A 25,683-nucleotide genomic window follows, 5' to 3' on the forward strand; every position below is an offset into this window, starting at 1 on the left:
CCGGGCGTTTTCCGGGCGTTTCGGGGAACTGGAAGGGCGGATCCGGGCGTCACCTATGCTCGAATGACCACACAGTGGGAGAAATGGGGCGAGATGGCCGGACACCGTCAGCAGCGCAGCCCGCGCGGCCGGGCCCTGCGGATCGCCCTGTTCTCCCTGGCCGGCCTGCTGGTGCTGGCCGCCGCGGTGGGCGGCGTCGCGTACTGGAAGCTCAACGGCAACCTCAAGAGCGTCGACATCAACGCCCAGCTGGGCACCGGGCGGCCACCGGCGGCCACCGACGGCTCGTTCAACGTGCTGGTGCTCGGCTCGGACTCCCGGGCCGGTTCCAACGGCAACCTGGCGGGCGGGGACACCGGCGGCACCGCCCGCTCGGACACCGCGATGGTGGTGCACGTCAACCAGGCGCACACCGCCGCCTCGGTGGTCTCCATCCCGCGCGACACCCTGGTCGCCCGGCCCGCCTGCACCGCGGCCGACGGCAAGCCCGTCCCGGCGGCGAGGAGCGCGATGTACAACTCGGCGTTCGAGGCCGGCGGCCCGGCCTGCGCGGTGCGGACCACCGAGCAGCTCACCGGGCTGCGGATGGACCACTACGTGGAGATCGACTTCGCCGGGTTCGCCGACCTGATAGACGCCATCGGCGGGGTCGACGTCACCACCACGGTCCCGATCGACGACAAGGACAGCGGGCTGGACCTGTCGGCCGGCACCCACCACCTGCAGGGCGAGCAGGCCCTGGCCTTCGTCCGCACCCGGCACGGCGTCGGTGACGGCAGCGACCTGGGCCGGATCGAGCTGCAGAAGCAGATGATGAAGTCGATCATGGCGCAGGTGGGCGAGATCGGGCTGACCTCGAACCCGGCCACGCTGTGGTCGGTCGGCGACAAGCTGACCCGGGCCCTGACCACCGACTCGGACCTCGGGTCGGTCAGCGCCCTGGTGGGCCTGGCGGAGCGGCTCAAGGCGATCGGGCCGGAGCAGATGACCATGGTCACGCTGCCGGTGGTCACCGCGCCGACCGACGCCAACCGGGTGGTGCCCGCCGCGCCGGCCGCCGAGCAGCTGTGGGCGGCGCTGCGCGCGGACCGGGCGGTGCCGCCCGCGGTGGTCGCCTCGCAGCCCGCCAACCCGGCCGAGGCCACCCCCGGCGCCAGTGCTTCCGCCACCCCGGCACGCGCCCGCTGAGCGGTGGAATAACGCCGGACGGCTCCCGGTTTGGGAAGAAGCGGCCAGTGCTGGCAGACTGGTCCGTCGGTCCCGGTTCACGCGTGGCTGCCCGGCCACCGACCCGGTGCCCTCCCGAACATCTAGGAGAACCCCTTGAAGGCCAACGTTCACCCGCAGTACGTGCTCACCAAGGTGACCTGCACCTGTGGCGCCGAGTTCACCACCCGCTCCACCGAGACCAGCGGCGAGATCCGCGCCGAGGTCTGCTCGCAGTGCCACCCGTTCTACACCGGCAAGCAGAAGATTCTGGACACCGGTGGCCGCGTGGCCCGCTTCGAGGCCCGCTTCGGCAAGAAGCTCAGCGGCGGCAAGGCCTAGCGCTTCCACGGCGCCGGTCTCTGGCGCCCCCGCGTACTCGTGGGGGCGTCCGGGCCGGCGCCGTTTCGCATCTCCTCCTCTGTTCAGCTCTCTTCCGGGAAGTAGGCCCACCCCATGTTCGAGGCAGTCGAAGAGCTCCTCACCGAGCACGCCGACCTCGAAAAGCGCCTGGCCGACCCGTCGGTCCACGCCGACCAGGCCAACGCCCGCAAGCTCGCCAAGCGCTACGCCGAGCTGACCCCGATCACCCGGACCTACCTGGCCTGGCGCCAGGCCGGCGAGGACATCGAGGCCGCCCGCGAACTGGCCGCCGAGGACTCGGACTTCATCGCGGAGATGAAGGACGCCGAGGCCCGCCAGGAGGAGCTGACCGAGGAACTGCGGCTGCTGCTGGTCCCGCGCGACCCCAATGACGACAAGGACGTCATCCTGGAGGTCAAGGCGGGTGAGGGCGGCGAGGAGTCGGCGCTGTTCGCCGGCGACCTGCTGCGGATGTACCTGCGCTTCGCCGAGCGGCTGGGCTGGAAGACCGAGATCATCGACGCCAACGAGTCCGACCTCGGCGGCTACAAGGACGTCTCGGTCGCCGTGAAGACCAGGGGCACCGCCGAGCCCGGCCAGGGCGTCTGGGCGCGGCTGAAGTACGAGGGCGGCGTGCACCGGGTGCAGCGCGTCCCCGCCACCGAGTCGCAGGGCCGGATCCACACCTCCGCCGCCGGCGTGCTGGTCACGCCCGAGGCCGAGGAGGTCGAGGTCGAGATCCACGCCAACGACCTGCGGATCGACGTGTACCGCTCCTCCGGCCCCGGCGGCCAGTCGGTCAACACCACCGACTCCGCGGTCCGGATCACCCATCTGCCGACCGGTATCGTTGCCTCCTGCCAGAACGAGAAGAGCCAGCTGCAGAACAAGGAGCAGGCGATGCGCATCCTGCGTTCGCGGCTGCTGGCGGCCGCGCAGGAGGAGGCCGAGCGGGAGGCCTCGGACGCCCGCCGCAGCCAGGTCCGCACGGTGGACCGCTCGGAGCGGATCCGGACCTACAACTTCCCGGAGAACCGCATCTCCGACCACCGGACCGGCTTCAAGTCGTACAACCTGGACCAGGTCCTGGACGGCGAGCTGAACGCCGTGATCCAGTCCTGCGTGGACGCCGACGCCGCGGCCAAGCTGGCCGCCGCGCAGGAGAACTGATCCTTTAAGGGGACGCACGGATGAACCTGCTGCTCGCCGAGGTGGCCCAGGCCACCCAGCGCCTGGCCGCGGCCGGTGTGCCCTCGCCGCGCTTCGACGCGGAGGAGCTGGCGGCGTACATCCACAACGTCAAGCGCAGCCAGCTGCACACCGTCAAGGACGCCGACTTCGACGCCCGGTACTGGGAGGCGGTGTCCCGCCGCGAGCAGCGCGAGCCGCTGCAGCACATCACCGGGCGGGCCTTCTTCCGCTACCTGGAGCTGGAGGTCGGGCCGGGCGTCTTCGTGCCCCGGCCGGAGACCGAGTCGGTGGTCGAGTGGGCGATAAACGCCGTCCGTGACATGGACGTCGCCGAGCCGTTGGTGGTCGACCTGTGCACCGGCTCCGGCGCGATCGCGCTGGCGCTGGCGCAGGAGCTGCCGCGCTCCACCGTGCACGCCTTCGAGCTGGACGAGGGCGCGCTGCCGTACACCCGCCGCAACATCGCCGCCTCGCCGGACCGCGGCCGGGTCGTCCTGCACGAGGGCGACGCGACCCGCGCGTTCGAGCAGGAGCGCGAGTGGGACGGGCGCTTCGACCTGGTGATCAGCAACCCGCCGTACATCCCGCTCACCGAGTGGGAGTACGTGGCGCCGGAGGCCCGCGACCACGACCCGCAGCTCGCGCTGTTCAGCGGCGAGGACGGGTTGGACACCATCCGGCTGATCGAGCGGGCCGCCGCGCGGCTGCTCCGGCCGGGCGGCGTGGTGGTGATCGAGCACGCCGACACCCAGGGCGGCCAGGTCCCGTGGATCTTCCGCGAGGAGGCCGGCTGGACGGACGCCGCCGACCACCGCGACCTGAACAACCGGCCGCGTTTCACAACCGCCCGGAGGGCGTCGTTGTGAACCGTCCAGCACAGCACGACCGCCCGGAGGGCGTCGTTGTGAACCGTCCAGCACAGCACGACCGCCCGGAGGGCGTCGTCGGGAACCGTCCGGCACAGCACCACGGCGTGCCGGGCTCCGCTGTGAACTCCGCTGTGAACTTCGCCGTGACTTCCGAGAGGGGACTGCACCGATGAGCCGCCGTTACGACTGCTCCGACGCCGGGGACCGCGCGAGCGGACTGCGGGAGGCCGCTTCGGCGATCCGCCGGGGCGAGCTCGTGGTGCTGCCCACCGACACGCTGTACGGCGTCGGCGCGGACGCGTTCTCGCCGGAGGCGGTCGCCGCGCTGCTGGACGCCAAGGGCCGGGGCCGCAACATGCCCTCGCCGGTGCTGGTCGGCTCGCCGACCACGCTGCACGGCCTGGTCACCGACTTCTCCGAGCAGGCGTGGGAGCTGGTCGACGCGTTCTGGCCGGGTGGGCTGACCCTGGTCGCCAAGCACCAGCCCTCGCTGCGCTGGGACCTCGGGGAGACCCGCGGCACGGTCGCGGTCCGGATGCCGCTGCACCCGGTCGCCATCGAGCTGCTGAACGCCACCGGCCCGCTCGCCGTCTCCAGCGCCAACAAGACCGGCGGCCCGTCGCCGTCCACCTGCGACGACGCCGAGGCGCAGCTGGGCGACGCGATCGCGATCTACCTGGACGGCGGGCAGGCCGACCACGCGATGGCGTCCACCATCGTCGACGTCACCGGCAAGGTCCCGGTGGTGCTGCGCGCGGGCGCGGTCAGCGTCGAGCAGCTGAGGGAGGTCGTACCGGACCTGGAGGCCGGCAGTTGACAGCGGCCTCGCTGCACGACGCCGAGCCCGGCATATCCGGCGGTCTGACCCTCCTCCGGCGGCCGGCCGAGGGCCCGCTGCCGGTGGACCGCTTCCGGATCCTGTTCGTCTGCACCGGCAACATCTGCCGTTCACCGATCGCCGAGCGGCTGACCCGGCTGGAGCTGGACCTGCGGCTCGGCCCGGTGCTGGGCCGCCGGATCCTGGTGGAGAGCGCGGGGACGTGGGGGCACGAGGGCGCGCCGATGGAGGCGCACGCGGCGACCGTGCTGGGGGAGTACGGCGCGGACAGCGGCGGTTTCGCCGGCCGCGAGCTGCTGGACGAGCACGTGATCGACGCCGACCTGGTGCTGACCGCGACCCTGGACCACCGCGCCCAGGTGATATCGATGGGGCACGCGGCGGGCCTGCGCACCTTCACCATCAAGGAGTTCACCCGGCTGGTGCGCCGGGTCGACCCGGGCACCCTGCCCGATCCCAGGGACGGCGCGCGGCTGACCGAACGCGCCCGCGCACTGGTCCGCGCGGCAGCTGCGCTGCGCGGGTGGTTGTTGGCCTCCACGCCGGAGTCGGACGAGCTGGACGACCCGTACGGCGCGCCGATCGGCATGTTCCGCAACTGCGGTGAGGAGATCTTCGACGCGCTGGATCCGGTGGTGACCGCGCTCACCGGGGTCTGCCGACAGGACTGACGGGGGTTCTGCGGGGAGACCGTGGGGGGATTGTGTGTGCAATGTGTGCACGCCCTGACGGCGGTATGCCGGTGTGTGCGGACGGGCCTCCCCGGGGGTGCGGTCATACGCTGGAGAGTGCCCTGCCCCGCCGCTGCCCGGGAGCCACGCGATGACGGTCACCGATGCCGTGCCGACCCACTGGGAGGCCTCCGCGGCCCTGCGCCGGGCCGATCCGCTGGTCGCCGACCTGCTCTCGGCGGAGGCCGAGCGCCGCGCCGAGAGCCTGCAACTGCTGGCCGGCGAGAACCTCACCAGCCCGGCCGTGCTCGCCGCGCTGGCCGGCCCGCTGATCGACAAGTACGCCGAGGGGTACCCCGGCCAGCGCCACCACACCGGCTGCGCCCCGGCCGACACGGTGGAGCTGCTCGCGGTCGACCGGGCCCGCCAGCTGTTCGCCGCCCCGCACGCCAACGTCCAGGCCCGTTCCGGCACTTCGGCCATGCTGGCGGCCTACGCGGCGCTGCTGCGGCCCGGCGACACGGTGCTGGCGATGTCGCTGGAGCACGGCGGCCACCTGAGCGCCGGCTCCCGGTCCAACTTCTCCGGCCGCTGGTTCGACTTCGTCGGCTACGGCGTGCGGGAGGAGGACGGGCTGATCGACCTGGAGCAGGTCAGGGAGCTGGCCCACCGGCACCGCCCGAAGGCGATCATCGCGGGCGGCATCTCCTACCCCCGGCACGTGGACTGGGCGGCCTTCCGGCAGATCGCCGACGAGGTGGACGCCTACCTGATCGCCTCCGCCGCGCAGACCATCGGCCTGGTCGCGGCCGGCGCCGCGCCCTCCCCGGTGCCGTACGCGGACGTCACGGTGGCCGCCACCCACAAGCTGCTGCGCGGACCGCGCGGCGGGCTGCTGCTGTGCGGCCACGAGCTGGCCGGCCGGATCGACCGGGCGGTGTTCCCGTTCACCCAGGGCGGCGCGGCGATGAACGAGGTGGCCGGCAAGGCGGTCGCGCTGGCCCAGGCGGGCACCCCGGAGTTCACCGCGTACATCCGCCGCGCGGTGAGCGGCGCCCGGGCGCTGGCCGCCGCCCTGGCCGCGGCGGGGGCCCGGCCCACCACCGGCGGCACCGACACCCACCTGGTCGCCGCCGACGTCTCGCCGCTCGGGCTGAGCGGCATCGAGGCCGAGCGGCGCTGCGCGGCGGCCGGCCTCATGCTCGGCAAGTGCGCGCTGCCGTTCGACCCCTCGCCGCCCACCGAGGCGTCCGGGATCCGGCTGGGCACCGGCACGGCGGCCGCCCAGGGGATGGGGGAGGAGGAGCTGGCCGAGGTCGGCGCCCTGCTCGGACGGCTGCTCGCCTCCGGTCCTGACGTGCGGATCCGCACCCGGGTGCAGGAGCTGGCCCGGGCCTTCGCGGGCCGGCGCTGAGGGCGGATCCGGCATGTCCGCCCGCCGGAGCGAACCGCGATGCGCGCCCGGTGCGTCCGAGTCAATAAGGTGTGCTGCGTGGCGACGCACCTCGAACCTCGAACCCGCGCGGGAGTACCCTGCGTACTCGACCGTCGGACCGTGACCAGGGAGGCCAGTGGTGCGTGAGTATCTGCTGGTCCTGTTCGTGTCCGCGGCGGTGACCTACCTGCTGGTCAGCCCGGTCCGGAAGTTCGCCATCGCGGCCGGCGCGATGCCGGCGGTGCGCGCCCGCGACGTCCACCGCGAGCCCACCCCGCGGCTCGGCGGCATCGCGATGTTCGGCGGACTGCTGGCCGGTCTGCTCACCGCCTCGCAGCTCACCAACCTCGGCCGGCTGTTCGAGCAGACCGGCGACGTGAAGGCGCTGCTCTCCGGGGCCGGGATCATGTTCGTGCTGGGCGTCCTGGACGACAAGTGGGGCGTGGACGCCCTGGTCAAGCTGGGCGGCCAGATGGTGGCCGCCGGTGTCATGGTCTGGCAGGGCGTGACGGTGATCTCCATCCCGGTGCCCGGCTACGGCCAGGTCGCGCTCACCCCGACCCAGGGCATGCTGATCGCGGTCGCGCTGGTCGTCGTCATGGTCAACGCGGTCAACTTCATCGACGGCCTGGACGGCCTGGCGGCGGGCATGGTCTGCATCGCCGCGATGGCCTTCTTCCTCTACTCGTACCGGCTCTGGCTCGGGTACGGGATCAACGACGCCGCACCCGCCGCGCTGTTCTCGGCGGTGCTGATCGGGATGTGCCTGGGCTTCCTGCCGCACAACCTGCACCCGGCGCGGATCTTCATGGGCGACTCCGGCTCGATGATGCTCGGCCTGATGCTGGCGGTCAGCGCGATCTCCATCACCGGCCGCGTCGACCCCGACCTGATCACCGACCAGAGCGGTTCGCGGACCGCCACCGTGCACGCCCTGGTGCCGATCTACATCCCGCTGGTGCTGCCGCTGACCGTGATCGCGCTGCCGCTGGCCGACCTGCTGCTGGCCGTCGTCCGCCGCACCTGGGCCGGCAAGTCGCCGTTCGCCGCCGACAAGCAGCACCTGCACCACCGGCTGCTGGAGGTCGGGCACTCGCACAGCCGGGCCGTGCTGATCATGTACTTCTGGGCCGCGCTGGTCGCCTTCGGCACGGTCGCGGTCTCGGTCACCAACACCGGCCGGGCCGTGGTGCTCACGATGGCCGGGCTCTGCCTGGTCGGCATCGTGGTGCTGCTGATGCCGCGGTTCCGCCCGCAGGCCCCCAGGGCCGTCCAGCCCTTCGTCCCGCCGCGCTACCGCCAGGGCGATCCGGCACCGGCCGCCGAGGCCCCCGCGACCCCCGGGGCCGGCGTCGAGGCCGCCGAGGAGACCCCCGCGATGGCCGAGCTGTCGGCGGACGACAAGGCGCTGCTCGGACGGATCGGGACCGGGGCGACCGCGGTCGGCTCGCGCCCCGATCCGAAGAGCTGACGGTACGTCAAACCCGTTCGCCCGTACGGCGGCACTGTTGGGCCTACGGTGTGACAGGTACCACACGTTCATGGTAAAGCTCTCATCAAATAGTTTGTGATACCGTTCACGAGTACCGAGAGCGCGCCGAAGACCTCTAAGGCCGGCCATTCGCTCCTCGGCCTGCCTCCCCCCGCCACTACGACATGCCGCCGGAGTTGCCGACATGCCGTCCCACGACGCCCGAATCCTTCGCGGCGCCGCGATCCCCACTGCGGTCGCCGGACTGATCGCCGTTGCGATCGCCACCGCCGTTGCGGGCTCCAAGGGGCTGATCGGCGCGCTGCTCGCGACGTTGGTGGTGATGGGCTTCTTCAGCTTCGGCCAGGTCGCCCTCGACCGGCTCACCCGCAACAACCCGCAGATGATGATGGCCGCCGGCCTGCTGGTCTACACCACGCAGATCCTGCTGATCGCCATCGTGCTCGCGGTGTTCAAGAACACCTCGCTCTTCGACACCAAGGTGTTCGGCTTCACGCTGCTCGGATGCGCTCTGATCTGGACGGGCTTCCAGGTGCGCGGCGCGATGAAGGCGAAGATGTACTACGTCCAGCCCGACGAACGCGACGACAAGCCCAAATCCGGGCGTCAACCGTGAGTGGGGCGCACTGTCCCCCTCGCGAGGGGGGCGGTGTTTATGCCCTCCTGACGGGCTGCTATCGTCCGTCGCAACAACGAAGTGCGGGATGCGGCCAGACCCGTCCGACGATCGGACGGATCGCCCCCCGGCTTCGCCAAGCTTTCGAAGATCCCGCGGCACTCAGTGGAGCCGCGCCGGGTCCGGGAGAAATCCAACAAGTTCCAGTGCCGTTCAGTGGCCACGTGCCGCGCCGACACACCGAGGTTGCCGTAACCATGCGTCATGACGAAGGAGTCCGTGGTGGGTACTGAGCTCAGGTCGCTCGCCTCTGGCAGCTGCCACTTCAATGACGCCGGCTGCGGTTTCCCCGCTCCTGGTCTGAACGAGTTCCAGTTCGAGCCGATCTTCACGGTCGGCGGCGTCGAGTTCAACAAGCCGATGCTGCTGTCGATGATCGTCGCCGTCCTGGTGGTGCTCTTCTTCTGGGCGTCCTTCGCCAAGCCGAAGCTGGTCCCCGGCAAGCTGCAGCTGGTCGGCGAGATCGGCTACGACTTCGTCAAGCGCAGCATCGTGCTGGAGACGATCGGCAAGAAGGGCGAGAAGTACGTCCCGATGCTGGTCTCGATGTTCTTCTTCATCTGGCTGATGAACATCATGTCGATCATCCCGTTCGCGCAGTTCCCGGTGACGGCGGCGATCGCGTTCCCGGCCGGCCTCGCAGCGGTGGTCTGGGTCACCTACATGGGTCTGACCTTCAAGAAGCACGGCTTCGTCGGCGGAATGAAGAACCTCTGCTGGCCGTCCGGCATCCCCGGCTGGGTCATGTTCATCCTGGTGCCGATCGAGTTCTTCTCGAACATCTTCGTGCGCCCCTTCACGCTCGCGGTCCGAGCCTTCGCGAACATGTTCGCCGGCCACCTGCTGATCGTGATGTTCTCCATCGCCTCCTGGTACCTGCTCAGCCCGAGCCTCGGCGCGCTCTACGGCTCGGTCTCCTTCGTGGTGGCCGCCGGCCTGACCGCCTTCGAGCTGCTGGTCCAGTTCCTGCAGGCCTACATCTTCGTGATGCTGGCCAGCAGCTACATCGCTGGTGCCCTGGAAGAGGCGCACTGAGCCCCGCAGCCCCGGCTGCGCACCGAGAAACGTCCGGTGGCCAACCACCACCGGTTCACATCCCCGCAAAGGACACACTGCAATGAGCATGCTCGCTGAGGGCGTCGTCGGTTCCATCGCCTCCGTCGGTTACGGCCTCGCCGCGATCGGCCCGGGCATCGGTGTCGGTCTGATCTTCGGCAACGGCGTCCAGGCCATGGCCCGCCAGCCCGAGGCCGCCGGCCTCATCCGCTCCAACATGTTCATCGGCTTCGCGCTGACCGAGGCGCTCGCCCTCATCGGCATCGTCATGCCGTTCGTCTTCGGCACCGGCTCCTGATCCCCCTGCCGTAGACCGCTTTCGAGGAAGGTCCAGATATGAACATCGCGGCTCAGCTCGCGGAGGAGGGGGAGAAGATGAACCCCCTGCTCCCCGCGTGGCCCGAGATCATCATCGGCCTGCTCTGCTTCTTCATCGTCTTCGGCATTCTCGGCAAGAAGCTCCTCCCCAGCATCGAGAAGGTGCTGGGGGAGCGTCGGGACGCGATCGAGGGCGGCATGGAGCGCGCGCAGGCTGCCCAGGCCGAGGCCCAGGCCCTGCTGGAGCAGTACCGTGCCGAGCTCGCCGAGGCCCGTCACGAGGCCGCTCGGATCACCGAGCACGCCCGTGAGCAGGGTGCTGCCCTGATCGCCGAGATGCGCGAGGAGGGCCAGCGCCAGCGCGAGGCCATCGTCGCCGCCGGCCACGCCCAGATCGAGGCCGACAAGAAGCAGGCGACCGCCGCCCTGCGCCAGGACGTGGGTTCGCTGGCCTCCCAGCTGGCCTCCCGCATCGTGGGTGAGTCCCTCGAGGACCACGCGCGGCAGAGTGGCGTCATCGACCGCTTCCTCGGCGAGCTCGAGGCCAAGGCCGCTGCTTCGGCGGGCGCCAAGTGATCGGCGCCAGCCGCGAGGCCCTGGCCGCCGGTCGCGACAACCTCGAGAGCCTGACCGACAACACCTCGGTGGACGCGGCCAAGCTCGCCGAGGAGCTCGCTGCCGTCACCACGCTGCTGGACCGCGAGGTCTCGCTGCGCCGGGTGCTGACCGACCCCTCGCGGTCCGGTCAGGACAAGGCCCAGCTGGTGGCGTCGCTGCTGTCCGGCCAGGTCTCCGGCGAGACCGTCGACCTGGTCTCCGGCCTGGTCCGCTCCCGCTGGTCCGGCGCCCGTGACCTGGTCGACGCGGTCGAGGAGCTCGGCGCCTACGCCGAGGTCGTCGCCGCCGACAAGGCGGGCACGCTGGACGACGTCGAGGACGAGCTGTTCCGGTTCGGCCGGGTCGTCAGCGGTTCGCACGAGCTGCGTTCCGCGCTGACCGAGCCGAAGGCCGGCACCGCCGCCAAGGCGGAGCTGATCAAGAAGCTGCTCGGCGGCCGCGCCAACGCCGGTACCGTCCGCCTCGTCACCAGCCTGGTCACCAACCCGCGTGGCCGTAGCCTGGAAGGTGGGCTGGAGGCCTACTCCAAGCTCGCCGCCGCCCGTCGCGGCCGCGTGGTGGCCCTGGTCACCACCGCGATCCCGCTGTCGGACCGGCAGAAGGAGCGGCTCTCGGTCGCTCTGGCCGGCCTGTACGGGCGCCAGGTCCACCTGAACATCGACGTCGACCCCGCGGTCGCCGGCGGTGTCCGGGTGCAGATCGGTGACGAGATCATCGACGGCACCGTCGCGAGCCGCCTCGAGGGCGCTCGCCAGGGCCTCGAAGGCTGAGCACCAAGCATCATCCGACCCTCGGTCGGGCGTCGGTTCACACCGTGTGAGCCGGCAAATCGTACGGCCGGTTCAACAGACCCGGCCGAGAGTCGAGTACTTGCGGCCCTCAATGGCGGGCCGAGGATCGCAAACTAGGAGAGCAGGGAAGCCTGATGGCGGAGCTTACGATCCGTCCGGAGGAGATCCGGGACGCGCTGGCCGACTTTGTCCAGTCGTACCAGCCGGACGCGGCCTCGCGTGAAGAGGTCGGCACGGTCACCGAGGCCATGGACGGTATCGCCAAGGTCGAGGGCCTCCCCTCGGTCATGGCCAACGAGCTGCTGAAGTTCGAGGACGGCACCCTCGGCCTCGCGCTGAACCTCGACACCCGCGAGATCGGTGTCGTCGTCCTCGGTGAGTTCTCGGGCATCGAGGAGGGCCAGACGGTGCAGCGCACCGGCGAGGTCCTCTCCGTCCCGGTCGGCGACGGCTACCTCGGCCGCGTCGTGGACCCGCTGGGCAACGCGATCGACGGCCTGGGCGAGATCGCCACCACCGGCCGCCGCGCCCTCGAGCTGCAGGCCCCGGGCGTCATGGTCCGCAAGTCGGTGCACGAGCCGATGCAGACCGGCATCAAGGCCATCGACGCGATGACCCCGATCGGCCGCGGCCAGCGCCAGCTGATCATCGGTGACCGCCAGACCGGCAAGACCGCCGTCGCGATCGACACCATCATCAACCAGCGCGACAACTGGCGCTCGGGCGACCCGAAGAAGCAGGTCCGCTGCATCTACGTCGCCGTGGGCCAGAAGGGCTCCACCATCGCGTCCGTCCGCGGCGCCCTGGAGGAGGCCGGCGCGCTGGAGTACACCACGATCGTGGCTGCTCCCGCCTCCGACCCGGCCGGCTTCAAGTACCTCGCCCCGTACACCGGTTCGGCCATCGGCCAGGAGTGGATGTACGACGGCAAGCACGTCCTGATCATCTTCGACGACCTGTCGAAGCAGGCCGAGGCCTACCGCTCCGTCTCCCTGCTGCTCCGCCGCCCGCCGGGCCGCGAGGCCTACCCGGGCGACGTCTTCTACCTGCACTCCCGCCTGCTGGAGCGCTGCGCGAAGCTCTCCGACGAGCTGGGCGCCGGCTCGATGACCGGTCTGCCGATCATCGAGACCAAGGCCAACGACGTCTCGGCGTACATCCCGACCAACGTCATCTCCATCACCGACGGCCAGTGCTTCCTGGAGTCCGACCTGTTCAACGCCGGCATCCGCCCGGCCGTGAACGTCGGCATCTCGGTCTCCCGCGTCGGTGGCTCCGCCCAGATCAAGGCCATGAAGTCGGTCGCCGGCCGTCTGCGCCTGGACCTGGCCCAGTACCGCGAGCTGGAGGCGTTCGCCGCCTTCGGTTCCGACCTGGACCCGGCCTCCAAGGCCCAGCTGGAGCGCGGCGCCCGCATGGTCGAGCTGCTGAAGCAGGGCCAGTACCAGCCGTTCCCGGTCGAGGAGCAGGTCGTCTCCATCTGGGCCGGCACCACCGGCAAGCTGGACGACGTCCCGGTCGCCGAGATCCGCCGCTTCGAGCGCGAGTTCCTCGACCACCTGCGCCTGGAGCACAAGGGCATCCTCGCCGGCATCGTCGAGACCCAGAAGCTCGAGGACGGCACCATCGACGCGCTGACCAGCGCGATCGAGGGCTTCAAGCAGGGCTTCACCACGGCTGACGGCAAGCTCCTGTCCGAGCAGGCCTGAGTCCGGTAACGAGGGAAAGGACGTAACGACCCATGGGAGCACAGCTTCGGGTCTACAAGCGCCGGATCCGCTCTGTCACCGCGACGAAGAAGATCACCAAGGCGATGGAGATGATCTCCGCGTCGCGCATCGTCAAGGCGCAGCGCGCGGTGGCCGCCTCCACTCCGTACGCCGATGAGCTCACCCGGGCGGTGACGGCGGTGGCCACCCGGTCCAACGCCAAGCACCCGCTCACCACCGAGAACCCGCAGGCCACCAAGGCCGCCGTCCTGCTGATCACGGCGGACCGAGGCCTGGCCGGCGGCTACTCGACCAACGCCATCAAGCAGGCGGTCGCGCTCAGCGCGAAGCTTCGCGCCGAGGGCAAGGACGTGGTGACCTACATCGTCGGCCGCAAGGGCGTCTCGTACTACAACTTCCGCAACCTTGAGGTCGCGGGGTCGTACACGGGGTTCTCCGACAAGCCGACCTACGGTGACGCCAAGGCCGTCGCGGTCGAGCTGATCGAGGCCTTCACCGCGGAGACCGGCGGTGTGGACGAGCTGCACCTGGTGTCGACCAAGTTCGAGTCGATGCTGACGCAGACCGCCCAGGACGCCCGGCTGCTGCCGCTGAAGCTCGACGAGGTCGAGCTCAGCGACGCCAGCAAGGCGAAGAACCAGATCTTCCCGCTGTACGACTTCGAGCCGTCGGCGGAGGGTGTTCTGGACGCGCTGCTGCCGCGGTACGTCGAGAGCCGGATCTACAACGCGCTGCTGCAGTCGGCCGCTTCCGAGCACGCCGCCCGCCGCCGCGCGATGAAGAGCGCGACGGACAACGCCGGCGAGCTCATCAAGTCGCTCACGCGGCTTGCCAACTCGGCCCGTCAGGCCGAGATCACCCAGGAAATCAGCGAGATCGTCGGCGGCGCCAACGCCCTCGCCGACGCTAGCCGCGGGAGCGAATGAGTATGACCACCACTGTTGAGCCGACCACGGCGACGGGCCGCGTCGCGCGGGTCATCGGCCCGGTCGTCGACGTGGAGTTCCCCGTCGACGCGATTCCCGACATGTTCAACGCCCTGCACGTCGAGGTGGACAACCCCGACGGCACGGGCAGGAAGACCCTGACCCTCGAGGTCGCCCAGCACCTCGGCGACGGCCTGGTCCGCGGCATCTCGATGCAGCCGACCGACGGCCTGGTCCGTGGCGCCCAGGTCTCCGACACCGGTGCGGCCATCTCCGTGCCGGTCGGCCAGATCACCAAGGGCAAGGTGTTCAACGCCCTCGGTGAGGTGCTGAACGTCGACAAGGCCGAGTTCGAGGCCCAGGTCGAGGTCAAGTGGCCGATCCACCGCAAGGCGCCGAACTTCGCGGACCTCGAGTCGAAGACCGAGATGTTCGAGACCGGCATCAAGGTCATCGACCTCCTCACCCCGTACGTGCAGGGTGGCAAGATCGGTCTGTTCGGTGGTGCCGGTGTCGGCAAGACCGTTCTGATCCAGGAGATGATCTACCGCGTCGCCGAGAACTTCGGTGGTGTGTCGGTGTTCGCCGGTGTCGGCGAGCGCACCCGTGAGGGCAACGACCTCATCCACGAGATGGTGGACTCCGGCGTTCTGGACAAGACCGCGCTGGTCTTCGGCCAGATGGACGAGCCCCCGGGCACCCGTCTGCGCGTCGCGCTCTCCGCGCTGACCATGGCGGAGTACTTCCGTGACGTGGAGCAGCAGGACGTGCTCCTCTTCATCGACAACATCTTCCGGTTCACCCAGGCCGGTTCCGAGGTGTCGACCCTGCTCGGCCGCATGCCCTCCGCGGTGGGTTACCAGCCGAACCTGGCCGACGAGATGGGCCTCCTCCAGGAGCGCATCACCTCGACCCGCGGTCACTCGATCACCTCCATGCAGGCGATCTACGTCCCCGCGGACGACCTGACCGACCCGGCGCCGGCCACCACCTTCGCCCACCTGGACGCGACCACCGTTCTGTCGCGCCCGATCTCGGAGAAGGGCATCTACCCGGCCGTCGACCCGCTGGACTCCACGTCCCGCATCCTCGACCCGCGGTACATCGCGCAGAACCACTACGACACGGCCGTCCGCGTCAAGGGGATCCTGCAGAAGTACAAGGACCTGCAGGACATCATCGCGATCCTCGGCATCGACGAGCTGTCCGAGGACGACAAGATCACGGTGCACCGCGCCCGTCGCATCGAGCGCTTCCTCTCGCAGAACACCTACGTGGCGAAGCAGTTCACCGGCGTCGACGGCTCGACCGTTCCGCTGTCGGAGACCATCGAGGCGTTCAACGCGATCGCGGACGGCAAGTACGACGCCGTTCCCGAGCAGGCCTTCTTCATGTGCGGTGGCATCGAGGACCTCGAGCGCAACGCCGCCGAGCTGGCCAAGAAGTAATCACCCGGCCGGCTGACGGCTGAACGACCGTGAGGGGTGGTCCCCGTCTCTTGGGGACCACCCCTCATGGCTCGGAAGGGCTGTGATCCCGGTCATTTCCGCGCCCTTGGTTTCATTCCGGGGGCACGGGCCAGTTATTCTTACCGAAACTGTCGGTCGACCCGGCGCCCTGCGTCGAAGAAACCGGCAAGAGCCTAGGAGCCCACGTTGGCTGAGCTGCACGTCGAGCTGGTCGCAGCCGACCGCAAGGTGTGGTCCGGTGCGGCCACCATCGTTGTCGCCCGCACGGCCTCCGGTGACACCGGCATCATGCCGGGCCACACCCCGGTGCTGAGCGTGCTGGAGACCGGTCCGGTCACCATCCGCACCACCGACGGCGGCACCGTCGTCGCGGCGGTGCACGGCGGTTTCATCTCCTTCGCCGAGAACAAGCTCTCGATCCTCGCCGAGATCGCCGAGCTGGCGGACGAGATCGACGTCGCCCGTGCCGAGCGCGCGCTGGAGAACGCCAAGTCCGAGCTCGACGCGCACGCCGAGCGTCGCGCCGAGGTGCGTCTGGTGGCCGCCCGCGGCCTGAAGGCGCACGTCTGAACGTAGCTCCACCGACGGTCCCGGGGACGCGTGAGCGTGACCCCGGGACTGTCGTATCAGTTGGTAGGACAGTGCGGTCGCCGGTTCGTCCCGGCGGCCCGCCACGGGGATGAAGGTAGCGAGGAGGTCGGTGAGCATGGTCCTCGCCCTTGTGCTGTGCGCGGTGGTCGTCGCCGTATGCGTGGCCGGCCTGGTCGGATTCGCGGTACGCCGCCGGCTCATCCAGCGGGTGGGCGGTACGTTCGACTGTTCCTACCGCCTCAAAATGCCCGCCGACGCGTCCACGCAGCCCGACCTCGACGAGCACGGACAGCCCACCTCCGCCCCGGTCCCGGTGACCGACGGCAAGGGGTGGGTTTTTGGCATCGGCCGGTACAGCGGCGACTCCATCGAGTGGTTCCGGGTCTTCTCCTACGCGCCGCGGCCCAAGCGGGTGCTGCCGCGCACCGAGATCGAGGTGCTCGGCCGCCGCTACCCCGAGGGCCAGGAGGAGCTCGCCCTGCTCTCCGGCTCCGTCGTCCTGCGCTGCCTCCACAACGGCGCCCCCCTCGAACTCGCCATGAGCGAGGACGCCCTCACCGGCTTCCTCGCCTGGCTCGAAGCCGCACCCCCCGGCCAGAGGGTCAACGTCGCCTAGGACGACGCCCGGGGCGGGCGGCTGGGACCGCCGTCACGTGGTTCGGCGCCCCGGGGCGTTAGTACGCTGCGGGCATGGTGAATCTGACGCGGATCTACACGCGGACCGGGGACGACGGGACGACGGCGCTCGGGGACATGAGCCGGACGACCAAGACGGACCCGAGGCTGGTGGCCTACGCGGACACCAACGAGGCGAACGCGGCGATCGGGGTGGCCATCGCGGCGGGGGCGCTGCCCGAGGACGTGTCGGTGGTGCTGACGCGGATCCAGAACGACCTCTTCGACGTCGGGGCGGACCTGGCGACGCCGGTGGTGGAGGACCCCGAGTACCCGCCGCTGCGGGTCCTGCAGTCGTACATCGACCGGCTGGAGACGGACTGCGACCACTACCTGGAGTCGCTGGAGAAGCTCCGCAGCTTCATCCTGCCCGGCGGCACCGCGGGGGCGGCGTACCTGCACCTGGCGTGCACGGTGGTGCGGCGCGCGGAGCGGGCCACCTGGGCGGCGATCGAGCTGCACGGGGACACCGTCAACCCGCTGACCGCGAAGTACCTGAACCGGCTGTCGGACCTGCTGTTCATCCTGGCGCGGGCGGCCAACAAGGAGCGCGGCGACGTCCTGTGGGTGCCGGGCGAGAACCGCTAGCCGGCCTTCGGGCGCTTGGGGAAGACGGTGTAGCTCGCGGCGATCAGCAGGTTGACCCCGGCGACCAGGGCCATCCGCCGGTACCAGGAATCGAGGGCGGGGGCGTCGGCGAGGAGCTGGACGGCGGCGATCAGGGCGACCGTGACGGTGCAGGAGAGCAGCGTCAGGCCGAACGTCCGCCACTCGTACGCGGCGCGCTCGCGCCCGTACCGGGGCGGCCGCGGCGGCACGGGGCCGCCGGCCAGGCGGTGCGCGGCGTGGCCGTCGGCCCAGGTGACCAGGCGGTGGCCGAAGGAGACGGAGAAGCCGACGTAGGAGGCGGCCAGGCCGTGCGTCCAGTCGGCGGTGGCACCGCCGCGCAGGTCGGCGACGGTCGCGCCGAGGATCACCAGGTCGACCACCGGCAGCAGCAGGAGCAGCGCGGTGCTGGCCCGGCGCCAACCGAGCGCGTACCGGACCACCAGGGCGAGTGCGAGGACCACCCAGAAGCCGATCTCGCCGGCCACGATCAGGGACACCATGCCCTCGATCCTCGCCGGGGCACGGCCGGGTTGTCGTCGTCGGGTGAGCGGACAGCGGCCTGCAACCTTCGATGTACCCCGCCTCCTCCGGTCGGCCGTCCCGGACCGGGGCGGCGGGTGGTGGGATGGGTGGCGTGACGTTCAGCCCCCGCCAGCAGGATTCCGCCATCGCGGCCGCCGGTCTCGCCGCCGGCGTGCTGCTCACCGCCGTCGGCGCGTACGACCGCAACGAGCTGGTCCCGTGGTGGGCCGCGCTCGTCCCGGTGGTCCTGATGTCGGGGCTGGAGCTGCTGCGGCGCACCCACCCGATCTGGACGGTCTCCGTCGGCGGCGTGGTGTTCGGCGTCGGGGTGTTCTACGGCTCGGTGCTGGCGATGGTGGTGATGTTCACCGACCTGCTGTACGCGGGCGTGCTGTACGGGCCGCCGCGGATGGCGAAGGTCCTGCACCTGACCGGCGGCGCGACCACGGTGGTGCTGTCCGGCCTGACCCTGCTCTACGCGGACGTGCCGAACGCCCTGGTGGTGGCCGGCTTCTGCGGTCTGATCTTCATCGCTCCGGTCTGGACGGCCGACCTGGTCCGCCGCCACCGGGACCGCGCCGAGACGGAGCACCTGCGGGCCGAGCAGACCGCGCTGCTCGCCGAGCTGGACCGGCGCGGCGCGGTGGTCGCCGAGCGCGCCCGGATGGCGCGGGAGCTGCACGACGTGATCGCCAACCACCTGTCGGCGATCGCGATCCACGCGACCGGTGCGCAGTCGCTGGCCCGCCGCCGGCAGCAGCCGGAGGACGACCCGGTGCTGGAGGCGCTCGCGGTGATCCGGGAGAACAGCGTGCTGGGCCTGGCCGAGATGCGCCGCATGATCGGCCTGCTGCGCGAGGAGGAGCCGGACGAGGCGTACGCGGCGCCCCGGCTGGCCGCGCTGGACGTGGTGGTGGCGCAGGCGAGGGCGGCCGGGCGGGAGGCCGGGCTGGGCTTCGAGGTGGTGGAGGAGGGCGAGCGCGGCGTGCTGTCCGCCCCGGTCGAGCTGGCGGCGTACCGGATCGTCCAGGAGTCGCTGACCAACGCCGTGAAGCACGCCGCGCCCGGTACGGTGCGGGTGCGGCTCGGCTACCGCGCCGAGCGGGTGGAGATCACCGCGGAGAGCGCGTACCGGGCCGGTGCGGGCCGCCCGCTGCAGGGCGCGGGCGCCGGGCTGGTCGGGATGGCCGAGCGGGCCCAGCTGCTCGGCGGCGAGTTCGCCGCGGGCCCGGCGGACGGGGTGTGGCGGGTGTGCGCGGTGCTGCCGCGCGAGACGAAGGAGGGGCGGCCGTGATCCGGGTGCTGGTGGCGGAGGACCAGGCGGCCGTGCGGGCGGCCCTGGTGATGATCCTGCGGGCCGAGGAGGACCTGGAGGTGGTGGGGCAGGCGGCGGACGGCGAGGAGGCCGTACGGCTGGCCCAGGAGCTGCGCCCGGACGTGGTGCTGATGGACGTTCAGATGCCGCGGCTGGACGGCGTCTCCGCGACCCGCCGGGTGGTCGCCGGGACGGGCGCGCAGGTGCTGGTGCTGACCACCTTCGACCTGGACGAGTACGTGTGGGGCGCGCTGCGGGCCGGCGCGGCCGGGTTCCTGCTCAAGACCGTCGAGGCGGACGCCCTGGTCGAGGGGGTCCGGACGGTCGCCCGCGGCGACGGCATGCTGGCCCCCTCGGTGACCCGGCGGCTGATCGCCTCCTTCGCCCGCGGCGGGGACGCGGCGCCGGTCGCCGACCTGTCCGCGCTGACCCCGCGCGAGCGGGAGGTGCTGGGCTGCATCGGCGCGGGCCTGTCCAACGGCCAGATCGCCGCCCGGCTGGAGATGGCCGAGGCCACCACCAAGACCCACGTCAGCCGGATCCTCGCCAAGCTGGAGCTGCGCAGCCGGGTGCAGGCGGCGATCCTCGCCAAGGAGTTCGGCGTCGAGGTGCCCGGACACCCGGGGGAGTGACCGCCGGCGGGCGCGGGAGGGCCGTCGGCGGCCGCGGGAGTGACCGCGCTCACGTGATCCGACGGCTCGTCAGGTGACGACGCAGATCACACCCCTGAATGGCACCACAACGGTCCTTCGGGCACTAAAGTCCGGTCCACGAGCGGCGCGGCTCACGGGGGGAGACCCCTGCCCGGGGCCGCGGACTTCGGACGGCCCTCGGGAGACCCACGCCATGAGCAACGCTTCGACCCAGCAGATCGCCGTGATCGGCGCCGGCCTGATGGGCGCCGGCATCGCGCAGGTCTCGGCCCAGGCCGGGCACCCCGTGGTGCTGCGCGACGTCACCGACGCCGCCCTGCGGCGCGGCCTGGACGGCATCGAGGCCTCCTACGAGAAGTTCGTCGCCAAGGGCCGGATGACCGCCGAGGAGGCGACCGCGGCGCTCGGCCGGATCACCACCACCACCGACCTCGGCGGGATCTCCGAGGCCGACATCGTGATCGAGGCGGTGTTCGAGAAGCTGGAGGTCAAGGAGGGCGTCTTCCGCGAGCTCGACAAGCTCGCCAAGGACGGCGCGGTGCTCGGCTCCAACACCTCCGCCATCCCGATCACCCGGATCGCCGCCGTCACCGAGCGGCCGGAGGCCGTGGTCGGCGTGCACTTCTTCTCGCCGGTGCCGCTGATGAAGCTGGTCGAGCTGGTCCGCGGCTACAAGACGAGCGACGAGACGCTGGCCCGCGCCCGCGCCTACGCCGAGGGTGTCGGCAAGGAGGTCGTGGTGGTCAACCGCGACGTCGCCGGCTTCGTCACCACCCGCCTGATCACCGCCCTGGTCGTCGAGGCCGCCAAGCTGTACGAGTCGGGCGTCGCCACCGCCGAGGACATCGACACCGCCTGCCGCCTCGGCTTCGGCCACCCGATGGGACCCCTGCAGACCGCCGACCTGACCGGCGTGGACATCCTGCTGCACGCCGCCCGCAACATCTACGCCGAGACCCAGGACGAGAAGTTCGCCGCGCCGGAGATCATGGCGCGCATGGTCACCGCGGGCGACCTCGGCCGCAAGAGCGGTCGCGGCTTCTACGGCTACCAGGGCTGATCCGCCCGGGTGAGTTTGCTCACGGTCACCCCGCAGACGGGTGATTTGGGCGGTAATCGAGCGTGGGTATGGGAAGTTCCTGCGTATATTCCCTCGGACGGGTGAAGTTGAGGGCCACTCCACCGGGGGGCAGCAACCTGCGGAGTTGGTTCACCGTCAGATGAGGGGGAGACCCGCCTGCGGGGCCCCGGGCCGAGGCGACGAACGCCCGCCCGAGCAGGAGCCCGAGCGGGAACCCCCGGGACGGAGCCGCGGCAGACCCGGCAGACGGGCGAGGAGGAGGACAGCGTGCGAATCACCGGCGACCACACCGGCCTGGCCATCGAGGGCCGCCTGGACGTCCGCAGCGCCGCCGACGCCCGCGCCCGTCTGCACGCCGCCGTCGACGGCGGCCAGGGCGACCTCGTCCTGGACCTCGGCCGGCTGGAGTTCTGGGACGCGACCGGACTCGGCGTGATCATGGGCACCCACCGGCGGGCCGGGCGGCTCGGACGGCGGCTGGTCCTGCGCGCCGTCCCGGTCCAGCTCCAGCGCCTCCTGGTCGCCACCCGCCTGCACCGCATCCTGGCCGTCGAGGGCGCCGTCGCCGACCCCTACGGAAGCACCCTCCCCGCCCTGGGCTGAGCCCCGCCGCGCCCGACCCGCGCCCCGCCTCCCGCCGCCCCGCTGCCGCCCCGCACCGGGGCCGTGCGGGTTTCCCGGGCACCCCGGTGTCGGTGGGGGCCGGGGGTGTGGGAAAGTCTGCGCTCAGGTATCCGTGACCGATTGCGGGGAGCAGCGACGTGGAACAGCCAGACGGCGACTTCCGGCAGGACGGCGCGCGCCCGCGTACCGGTGAGGTGGTCAGCGGCGAACGGCTGCTGACCGTCGGCGGCCCGGACGGGTCCGAGGCGCGGCGCTGCCCCGAGGAGTGGATGCCGCAGCCGCGCCGCGTCCGGAGCCTGGTCCAGGCCCGCCCCGACCTCGGCCCGGCCTCTGCGGTCGGCCCGCTCGCGATGGGCGCCGGCCACGGCGACCTCCCGCTGCTCGACCGCGAATCGGACATCGCGCAGCTGCTCGGCCGGCTCGCCGAAGGCCGCTCCATACGCCTGGTCGGCCAGGCGGGCTCCGGCCGCAGCGCCCTGCTGGCGGCCGTCGCCGAGGCCGCGGGCGAGCTCGCCCCGGACGGCGTGGTCCGGCTCAGCGGCCACCGCCGCAGCGCCGCCGACCTGTTGCAGGACCTGTTCGCCGCCACCCACCACGCCCCCGACTTCCGGCCGGACCCGGAGCAGCTCGCCGAACTGCTCGCCCGGGTCGGCGCGGTGGTCGTCATCGACGACGTCGAACCGGCCGGCGCCGAACTGGAGGCGATGCTCGCCCTCGCGCCCGAGTGCGCCTTCCTGATCTCCGTCCCGCCGGGCAGCCCCCAACTGCCCCTCGACTCCCGGCTGCAGGACCATCTGGTGGCCGGACTGTCCCGCTCCGCCAGCCTCACCCTGGCCGCGCGCCTGGCCGGCCGGCCGCTGGACGAGATCGAGCGGGCGTGGGCGGTCGACCTCTGGTTCGAGTCCGAGGGCCTGCCGCTGCGCTTCGTCCGCGCCGCCGCCCTGCTGCGCCAGCGGGACGTCGCCGTGGACGCCCTGGTCGCCGCGCGCGAGGACCGCGTCGGCGTCTTCGGCTCGGTGAAGGAGGTCGCCGAACCGGCCGACCCCGCCGAACTGGAGGCGGAGCTGCGCCGCACCGTCCCGCTCGCCTCGGTGGCGGAGAGCGCGGCGCCCGCCGCCCGCCTCGCCGACGGGCTCAGCGAGGAGGCGCGCAGCGTCCTGCTGCTGGCCCTCGCCCTGGACGGCGAACTGCCCACCGCCTCGCACCTGCCCGCGCTGATCGACGTCGGCTTCGGCGAGAGCGCCCTGCAGGAACTCGTCGAGTGCGGCCTCGCCGTCTCGGTCGGCGGCCACCACCGGCTGACCGAGGGCGTCGCCGAGGTGCTCAGCACCCGCTGGGAGCCGGGCGACATCGCGTACGGCGCCGCCGAGCACTTCTCCTGGTGGGTCGGGCACAGCTCGGTCTCCACCCGGCAGATCGCCGCCGAGGCGGAGGTGCTGGTCGCGGCCCTGCACGCCGACCGGGACGCGGAGCGCCCGCAGGCGGTGCTCCGGCTGGCCCGGGCCGCCGCCCCCGCGCTGGCGCTGTCGCTGCGCTGGGGGGCGTGGGAGCGGGTCCTGCAGCTCGGCCTGGAGGCCGCCCGCACACTCGGCGCCACCCTCGACGAGGCCTGGTTCCACCACGAGTTGGGCGTGTACGCGCTGTGCACCGGCGCCTCGCAGCGGTCCGCCGCGGAGCTGGAGGCGGCGGTCGCCCTGCGCGCCGCGCTCGGCGAGCCGCGCGGCGCGGCCGGCGCCCGGCGGATGCTCGACCTGCTGCGCGAGGACGCCGCGCGTCCGGTCGGCGCGCCGACCGGTTCCGGCGGGCGGCGGCCGGTGATCCGGGCGATCGCCGCGCAGGTGCCGTACCGGTTCCGCTCCGCCTACGGGCGGGCGGGCGACCGGCGGCGGACCGTCCTGGCCGCGACGGCGGCGGTGATGGCGGTCGGTGTGCTCGGCACCGCGATCGGACTGAGCGTCACCGGGACCGGCGGCGCGGCGGGCGGCGGCGGCCGGTCCGGCAACTCCGTGGAGGACGGCGCCGGGACCGGCGAGGTGGTCTTCCCGAGCAGCGCGACCCCGAGTCCGGACGACCCGGCGAGCAGCACCGCCCCGGCCGACCCGAGCGCCTCGGCGTCCCCGTCCGCGAGCTCCTCGACCACCCGCAAGCCGACCCCGAGCAAGTCCCCGACGCCCACGAAGACCACGACGCCCCCCGGCGGCGGCACGGGCGGCGGTGGCACCCAGCCGACCACGAAGCCGCCGACCACGACCCCGACGGCCACAGCGACCACGACGCCGACGGTGACCCCGACGACGCCGACCGAGACCCCCACCACGCCGACCGAGACCCCCACCACGTGAGGGGCCGGCCGCAGGGCTAGAACAGCTTCAGCTTGTCGTCGTCGATGCCGCGCAGCTCGTCGTAGTCCAGGACCACGCAGCCGATGCCGCGGTCGGTGGCCAGCACCCGCGCCTGCGGCTTGATCTCCTGCGCGGCGAAGACGCCCTTCACGGGTGCGAGCAGCGGGTCGCGGTTGAGCAGCTCCAGGTACCGGGTGAGCTGCTCGACGCCGTCGATCTCGCCGCGGCGCTTGATCTCCACGGCGACGGTCGCGCCGTCGGAGTCGCGGCACAGGATGTCCACCGGCCCGATCGCGGTCGGGTACTCACGGCGGATCAGCTGCCAGCCGCTCCCGAGCACCTCCATCCGGTCGGCGAGGAGCTCCTGGAGGTGGGCTTCGACGCCGTCCTTCACCAGGCCGGGGTCCACGCCGAGTTCGTGCGAGGAGTCGTGCAGCACCTCCTCCAGGGTGATGATGAGCTTCTCACCGGCTTTGTTGGTGACCGTCCAGGTGGAGTCGGCCTCCTTGAGCGCGCACGGCGGCGACATCCAGTTGAGCGGCTTGTAGGCACGGTCGTCGGCATGGATGCTCACCGACCCGTCGGCCTTCACCAGGATGAGCCGGGTGGCGGACGGGAGATGGGCGGACAGCCGACCGGCATAGTCGACGGAGCAGCGGGCAATTACGAGACGCACGGTCGACCACGCTAGCCCACCGGGGCCAGTTGATGCGATTCCGCGACAGCCGGGTGAAGAAACGGCGGAGGCGGCGAAACATGGTGACCGTAACCTCACGCGTCGTGTTCGACCGTCGTCCGGTCGTGGCGGCGCGGTGCGGTTGCGCCAACGGGGATGGAGACATGGGATGAACGGTCCGACGGTATCCGGCCAATCTGGACGTCCGAGTGGCGTTTCCAGCGGAAATCGACGGATTCGCCAGCAGTGCTCACACCCGCCTGTCACCCTGGGGTGACATCCCGCCACACCCTGTATGAGCACGGCACGGCACCATTCGCAATTCGCAGCTACCGCACGACCGTTCGGGCCCTGCCGGGTCCGGGCGGACCGCGAGAGGAGAACCCATGTCGCTCGACGTCTCACCGGCCCTGCTCGAGAAGGCCGAACGAGGCGAGGTCGACGAGGCGGAGTTCGTCGACTGCGTCCGCACCTCCCTCCCCTTCGCCTGGGACATGATCAGCTCGCTGGTCGCCCAGATGAAGGTCGACGGCACCGATTTCGCCGACAACGATGTCCCGCCGCCCAGCGAGCAGGCCCGTGGCCAGCTGCTGCGCGCGATGGCCAGTGACGCGATCCGCGGGGCGCTCTCGCGGCACTTCGGCGTCCAGCTGGCGTTCCAGAACTGCCACCGGGTCGCGGTGTTCGCCCCGTCGGAGCGCAACGACGAGCGCTACCGGCGTTTCACCTCGGTCCGGGCCCAGCTGCTCAACCAGTCGCCGGAGCTGCGCGACTGCTGACGGCGGTCCGACCGCTGTCCCCGACCCTCGTAGACCTCTGCGCTCGTAGACCTCTGCCCTCGCAGGCTCTGCACGGGCCACCGAGTGGGCCGTCCCCGGTACGCACCGGAGGCGGCCCACGGCGGTTCCACCGGCCTGTGCGCCGGGCCTGTGCACCGACCGGTGCG

27 protein-coding genes are annotated in these 25,683 nt (G+C 71.6%); 25 read left to right on the top strand and 2 right to left on the bottom strand.

Features of this window, described 5'->3' with window-relative positions; genetic code table 11:
* The first annotated feature begins 63 nt into the window (after window positions 1-63).
* The 19 genes from ABEB06_RS24120 (at window position 64) to ABEB06_RS24210 (ending at window position 17,503) form a co-directional block, all read left to right on the top strand.
* Window positions 64-1,188 (top strand): LCP family protein, encoded by a 1,125-nt coding sequence (locus ABEB06_RS24120; RefSeq protein ID WP_345698976.1) that lies wholly within the window; start codon window positions 64-66, stop codon window positions 1,186-1,188.
* A 135-nt stretch (window positions 1,189-1,323) separates the two neighbouring features.
* Window positions 1,324-1,548, top strand: coding sequence for a 50S ribosomal protein L31 (gene rpmE / locus ABEB06_RS24125; protein ID WP_345698977.1), 225 nt, complete (start codon window positions 1,324-1,326; stop codon window positions 1,546-1,548).
* Between the two features lie 114 nt (window positions 1,549-1,662).
* Window positions 1,663-2,739 carry a peptide chain release factor 1 gene (gene prfA / locus ABEB06_RS24130; protein WP_345698978.1) on the top strand — a complete coding sequence of 359 codons (1,077 nt, stop codon included), beginning with the start codon at window positions 1,663-1,665 and terminating at the stop codon, window positions 2,737-2,739.
* A gap of 20 nt (window positions 2,740-2,759) precedes the next feature.
* The gene (gene prmC, locus ABEB06_RS24135; protein ID WP_345698979.1) at window positions 2,760-3,626 is read left to right on the top strand and encodes a peptide chain release factor N(5)-glutamine methyltransferase; all 867 of its coding nucleotides are present in this window, start codon (window positions 2,760-2,762) and stop codon (window positions 3,624-3,626) included.
* A 172-nt stretch (window positions 3,627-3,798) separates the two neighbouring features.
* Window positions 3,799-4,446, top strand: a complete 648-nt coding sequence (locus ABEB06_RS24140; protein ID WP_345698980.1) for an L-threonylcarbamoyladenylate synthase — start codon at window positions 3,799-3,801, stop codon at window positions 4,444-4,446.
* A gap of 32 nt (window positions 4,447-4,478) precedes the next feature.
* Window positions 4,479-5,138: an arsenate reductase/protein-tyrosine-phosphatase family protein gene (locus ABEB06_RS24145; protein WP_345701965.1), complete on the top strand. Its 660-nt coding sequence runs from the start codon at window positions 4,479-4,481 to the stop codon at window positions 5,136-5,138.
* A 151-nt stretch (window positions 5,139-5,289) separates the two neighbouring features.
* Window positions 5,290-6,552: a serine hydroxymethyltransferase gene (locus ABEB06_RS24150; protein ID WP_345698981.1), complete on the top strand. Its 1,263-nt coding sequence runs from the start codon at window positions 5,290-5,292 to the stop codon at window positions 6,550-6,552.
* Window positions 6,553-6,712: 160 nt separating this feature from the next.
* On the top strand, window positions 6,713-8,044 hold the full coding sequence (locus ABEB06_RS24155) for an MraY family glycosyltransferase (RefSeq protein WP_345698982.1): 1,332 nt from the start codon (window positions 6,713-6,715) through the stop codon (window positions 8,042-8,044).
* Between the two features lie 205 nt (window positions 8,045-8,249).
* Complete coding sequence (locus ABEB06_RS24160) at window positions 8,250-8,681, top strand: Cg1360 family ATP-synthase-associated protein (protein ID WP_345698983.1); 432 nt, start codon at window positions 8,250-8,252, stop codon at window positions 8,679-8,681.
* 264 nt (window positions 8,682-8,945) lie between these two features.
* Complete coding sequence (gene atpB / locus ABEB06_RS24165) at window positions 8,946-9,776, top strand: F0F1 ATP synthase subunit A (RefSeq protein ID WP_345698984.1); 831 nt, start codon at window positions 8,946-8,948, stop codon at window positions 9,774-9,776.
* An 82-nt stretch (window positions 9,777-9,858) separates the two neighbouring features.
* Window positions 9,859-10,095 carry an ATP synthase F0 subunit C gene (atpE, locus tag ABEB06_RS24170; RefSeq protein ID WP_345698985.1) on the top strand — a complete coding sequence of 79 codons (237 nt, stop codon included), beginning with the start codon at window positions 9,859-9,861 and terminating at the stop codon, window positions 10,093-10,095.
* 38 nt (window positions 10,096-10,133) lie between these two features.
* A complete protein-coding gene (locus ABEB06_RS24175; RefSeq protein ID WP_345698986.1) occupies window positions 10,134-10,691 on the top strand; it encodes a F0F1 ATP synthase subunit B in 558 nt (185 codons plus the stop codon).
* On the top strand, window positions 10,688-11,503 hold the full coding sequence (locus ABEB06_RS24180; RefSeq protein ID WP_345698987.1) for a F0F1 ATP synthase subunit delta: 816 nt from the start codon (window positions 10,688-10,690) through the stop codon (window positions 11,501-11,503). The genes ABEB06_RS24175 and ABEB06_RS24180 overlap by 4 nt, the downstream gene beginning before the upstream one ends.
* A gap of 155 nt (window positions 11,504-11,658) precedes the next feature.
* Window positions 11,659-13,233, top strand: coding sequence for a F0F1 ATP synthase subunit alpha (gene atpA / locus ABEB06_RS24185; protein ID WP_345698988.1), 1,575 nt, complete (start codon window positions 11,659-11,661; stop codon window positions 13,231-13,233).
* Window positions 13,234-13,265: 32 nt separating this feature from the next.
* Entirely contained in the window at window positions 13,266-14,180 is a 915-nt protein-coding gene (locus ABEB06_RS24190; RefSeq protein WP_345698989.1) for a F0F1 ATP synthase subunit gamma, read from the top strand.
* A gap of 2 nt (window positions 14,181-14,182) precedes the next feature.
* On the top strand, window positions 14,183-15,628 hold the full coding sequence (gene atpD, locus ABEB06_RS24195) for a F0F1 ATP synthase subunit beta (protein ID WP_345698990.1): 1,446 nt from the start codon (window positions 14,183-14,185) through the stop codon (window positions 15,626-15,628).
* Between the two features lie 207 nt (window positions 15,629-15,835).
* A complete protein-coding gene (locus ABEB06_RS24200; RefSeq protein WP_345698991.1) occupies window positions 15,836-16,219 on the top strand; it encodes a F0F1 ATP synthase subunit epsilon in 384 nt (127 codons plus the stop codon).
* Window positions 16,220-16,355: 136 nt separating this feature from the next.
* Window positions 16,356-16,856: a DUF2550 domain-containing protein gene (locus ABEB06_RS24205; RefSeq protein ID WP_345698992.1), complete on the top strand. Its 501-nt coding sequence runs from the start codon at window positions 16,356-16,358 to the stop codon at window positions 16,854-16,856.
* A 74-nt stretch (window positions 16,857-16,930) separates the two neighbouring features.
* Complete coding sequence (locus ABEB06_RS24210) at window positions 16,931-17,503, top strand: cob(I)yrinic acid a,c-diamide adenosyltransferase (RefSeq protein WP_345698993.1); 573 nt, start codon at window positions 16,931-16,933, stop codon at window positions 17,501-17,503.
* Here the strand turns inward: ABEB06_RS24210 and ABEB06_RS24215 are convergent.
* On the bottom strand, window positions 17,500-18,024 hold the full coding sequence (locus ABEB06_RS24215) for a hypothetical protein (RefSeq protein ID WP_345698994.1): 525 nt from the start codon (window positions 18,022-18,024) through the stop codon (window positions 17,500-17,502). The two genes, ABEB06_RS24210 and ABEB06_RS24215, sit on opposite strands and share 4 nt — an antisense overlap.
* 134 nt (window positions 18,025-18,158) lie before the next feature.
* On the opposite strand from ABEB06_RS24215, the gene ABEB06_RS24220 reads away from it, so the two are divergent.
* The 5 genes from ABEB06_RS24220 (at window position 18,159) to ABEB06_RS24240 (ending at window position 24,061) form a co-directional block, all read left to right on the top strand.
* On the top strand, window positions 18,159-19,340 hold the full coding sequence (locus ABEB06_RS24220; protein ID WP_345698995.1) for a sensor histidine kinase: 1,182 nt from the start codon (window positions 18,159-18,161) through the stop codon (window positions 19,338-19,340).
* Window positions 19,337-19,993: a response regulator gene (locus ABEB06_RS24225; protein ID WP_345698996.1), complete on the top strand. Its 657-nt coding sequence runs from the start codon at window positions 19,337-19,339 to the stop codon at window positions 19,991-19,993. Before ABEB06_RS24220 ends, ABEB06_RS24225 begins: the two co-directional genes overlap by 4 nt.
* Before the next feature lie 214 nt (window positions 19,994-20,207).
* A complete protein-coding gene (locus ABEB06_RS24230; protein WP_345698997.1) occupies window positions 20,208-21,074 on the top strand; it encodes a 3-hydroxyacyl-CoA dehydrogenase family protein in 867 nt (288 codons plus the stop codon).
* 288 nt (window positions 21,075-21,362) lie between these two features.
* Window positions 21,363-21,698, top strand: coding sequence for an STAS domain-containing protein (locus ABEB06_RS24235; RefSeq protein WP_345698998.1), 336 nt, complete (start codon window positions 21,363-21,365; stop codon window positions 21,696-21,698).
* Window positions 21,699-21,856: 158 nt separating this feature from the next.
* Window positions 21,857-24,061, top strand: coding sequence for an ATP-binding protein (locus tag ABEB06_RS24240; RefSeq protein ID WP_345698999.1), 2,205 nt, complete (start codon window positions 21,857-21,859; stop codon window positions 24,059-24,061).
* Window positions 24,062-24,077: 16 nt separating this feature from the next.
* Here the strand turns inward: ABEB06_RS24240 and nucS are convergent, their stop codons facing one another.
* Window positions 24,078-24,737 carry an endonuclease NucS gene (gene nucS, locus ABEB06_RS24245; RefSeq protein WP_345699000.1) on the bottom strand — a complete coding sequence of 220 codons (660 nt, stop codon included), beginning with the start codon at window positions 24,735-24,737 and terminating at the stop codon, window positions 24,078-24,080.
* A gap of 386 nt (window positions 24,738-25,123) precedes the next feature.
* On the opposite strand from nucS, the gene ABEB06_RS24250 reads away from it, so the two are divergent.
* Window positions 25,124-25,516 carry an SCO5389 family protein gene (locus ABEB06_RS24250; protein ID WP_345699001.1) on the top strand — a complete coding sequence of 131 codons (393 nt, stop codon included), beginning with the start codon at window positions 25,124-25,126 and terminating at the stop codon, window positions 25,514-25,516.
* The last annotated feature ends 167 nt before the right edge of the window (window positions 25,517-25,683 follow it).

It is taken from the genome of Kitasatospora terrestris (assembly GCF_039542905.1).
Taxonomy (GTDB): domain Bacteria; phylum Actinomycetota; class Actinomycetes; order Streptomycetales; family Streptomycetaceae; genus Kitasatospora; species Kitasatospora terrestris.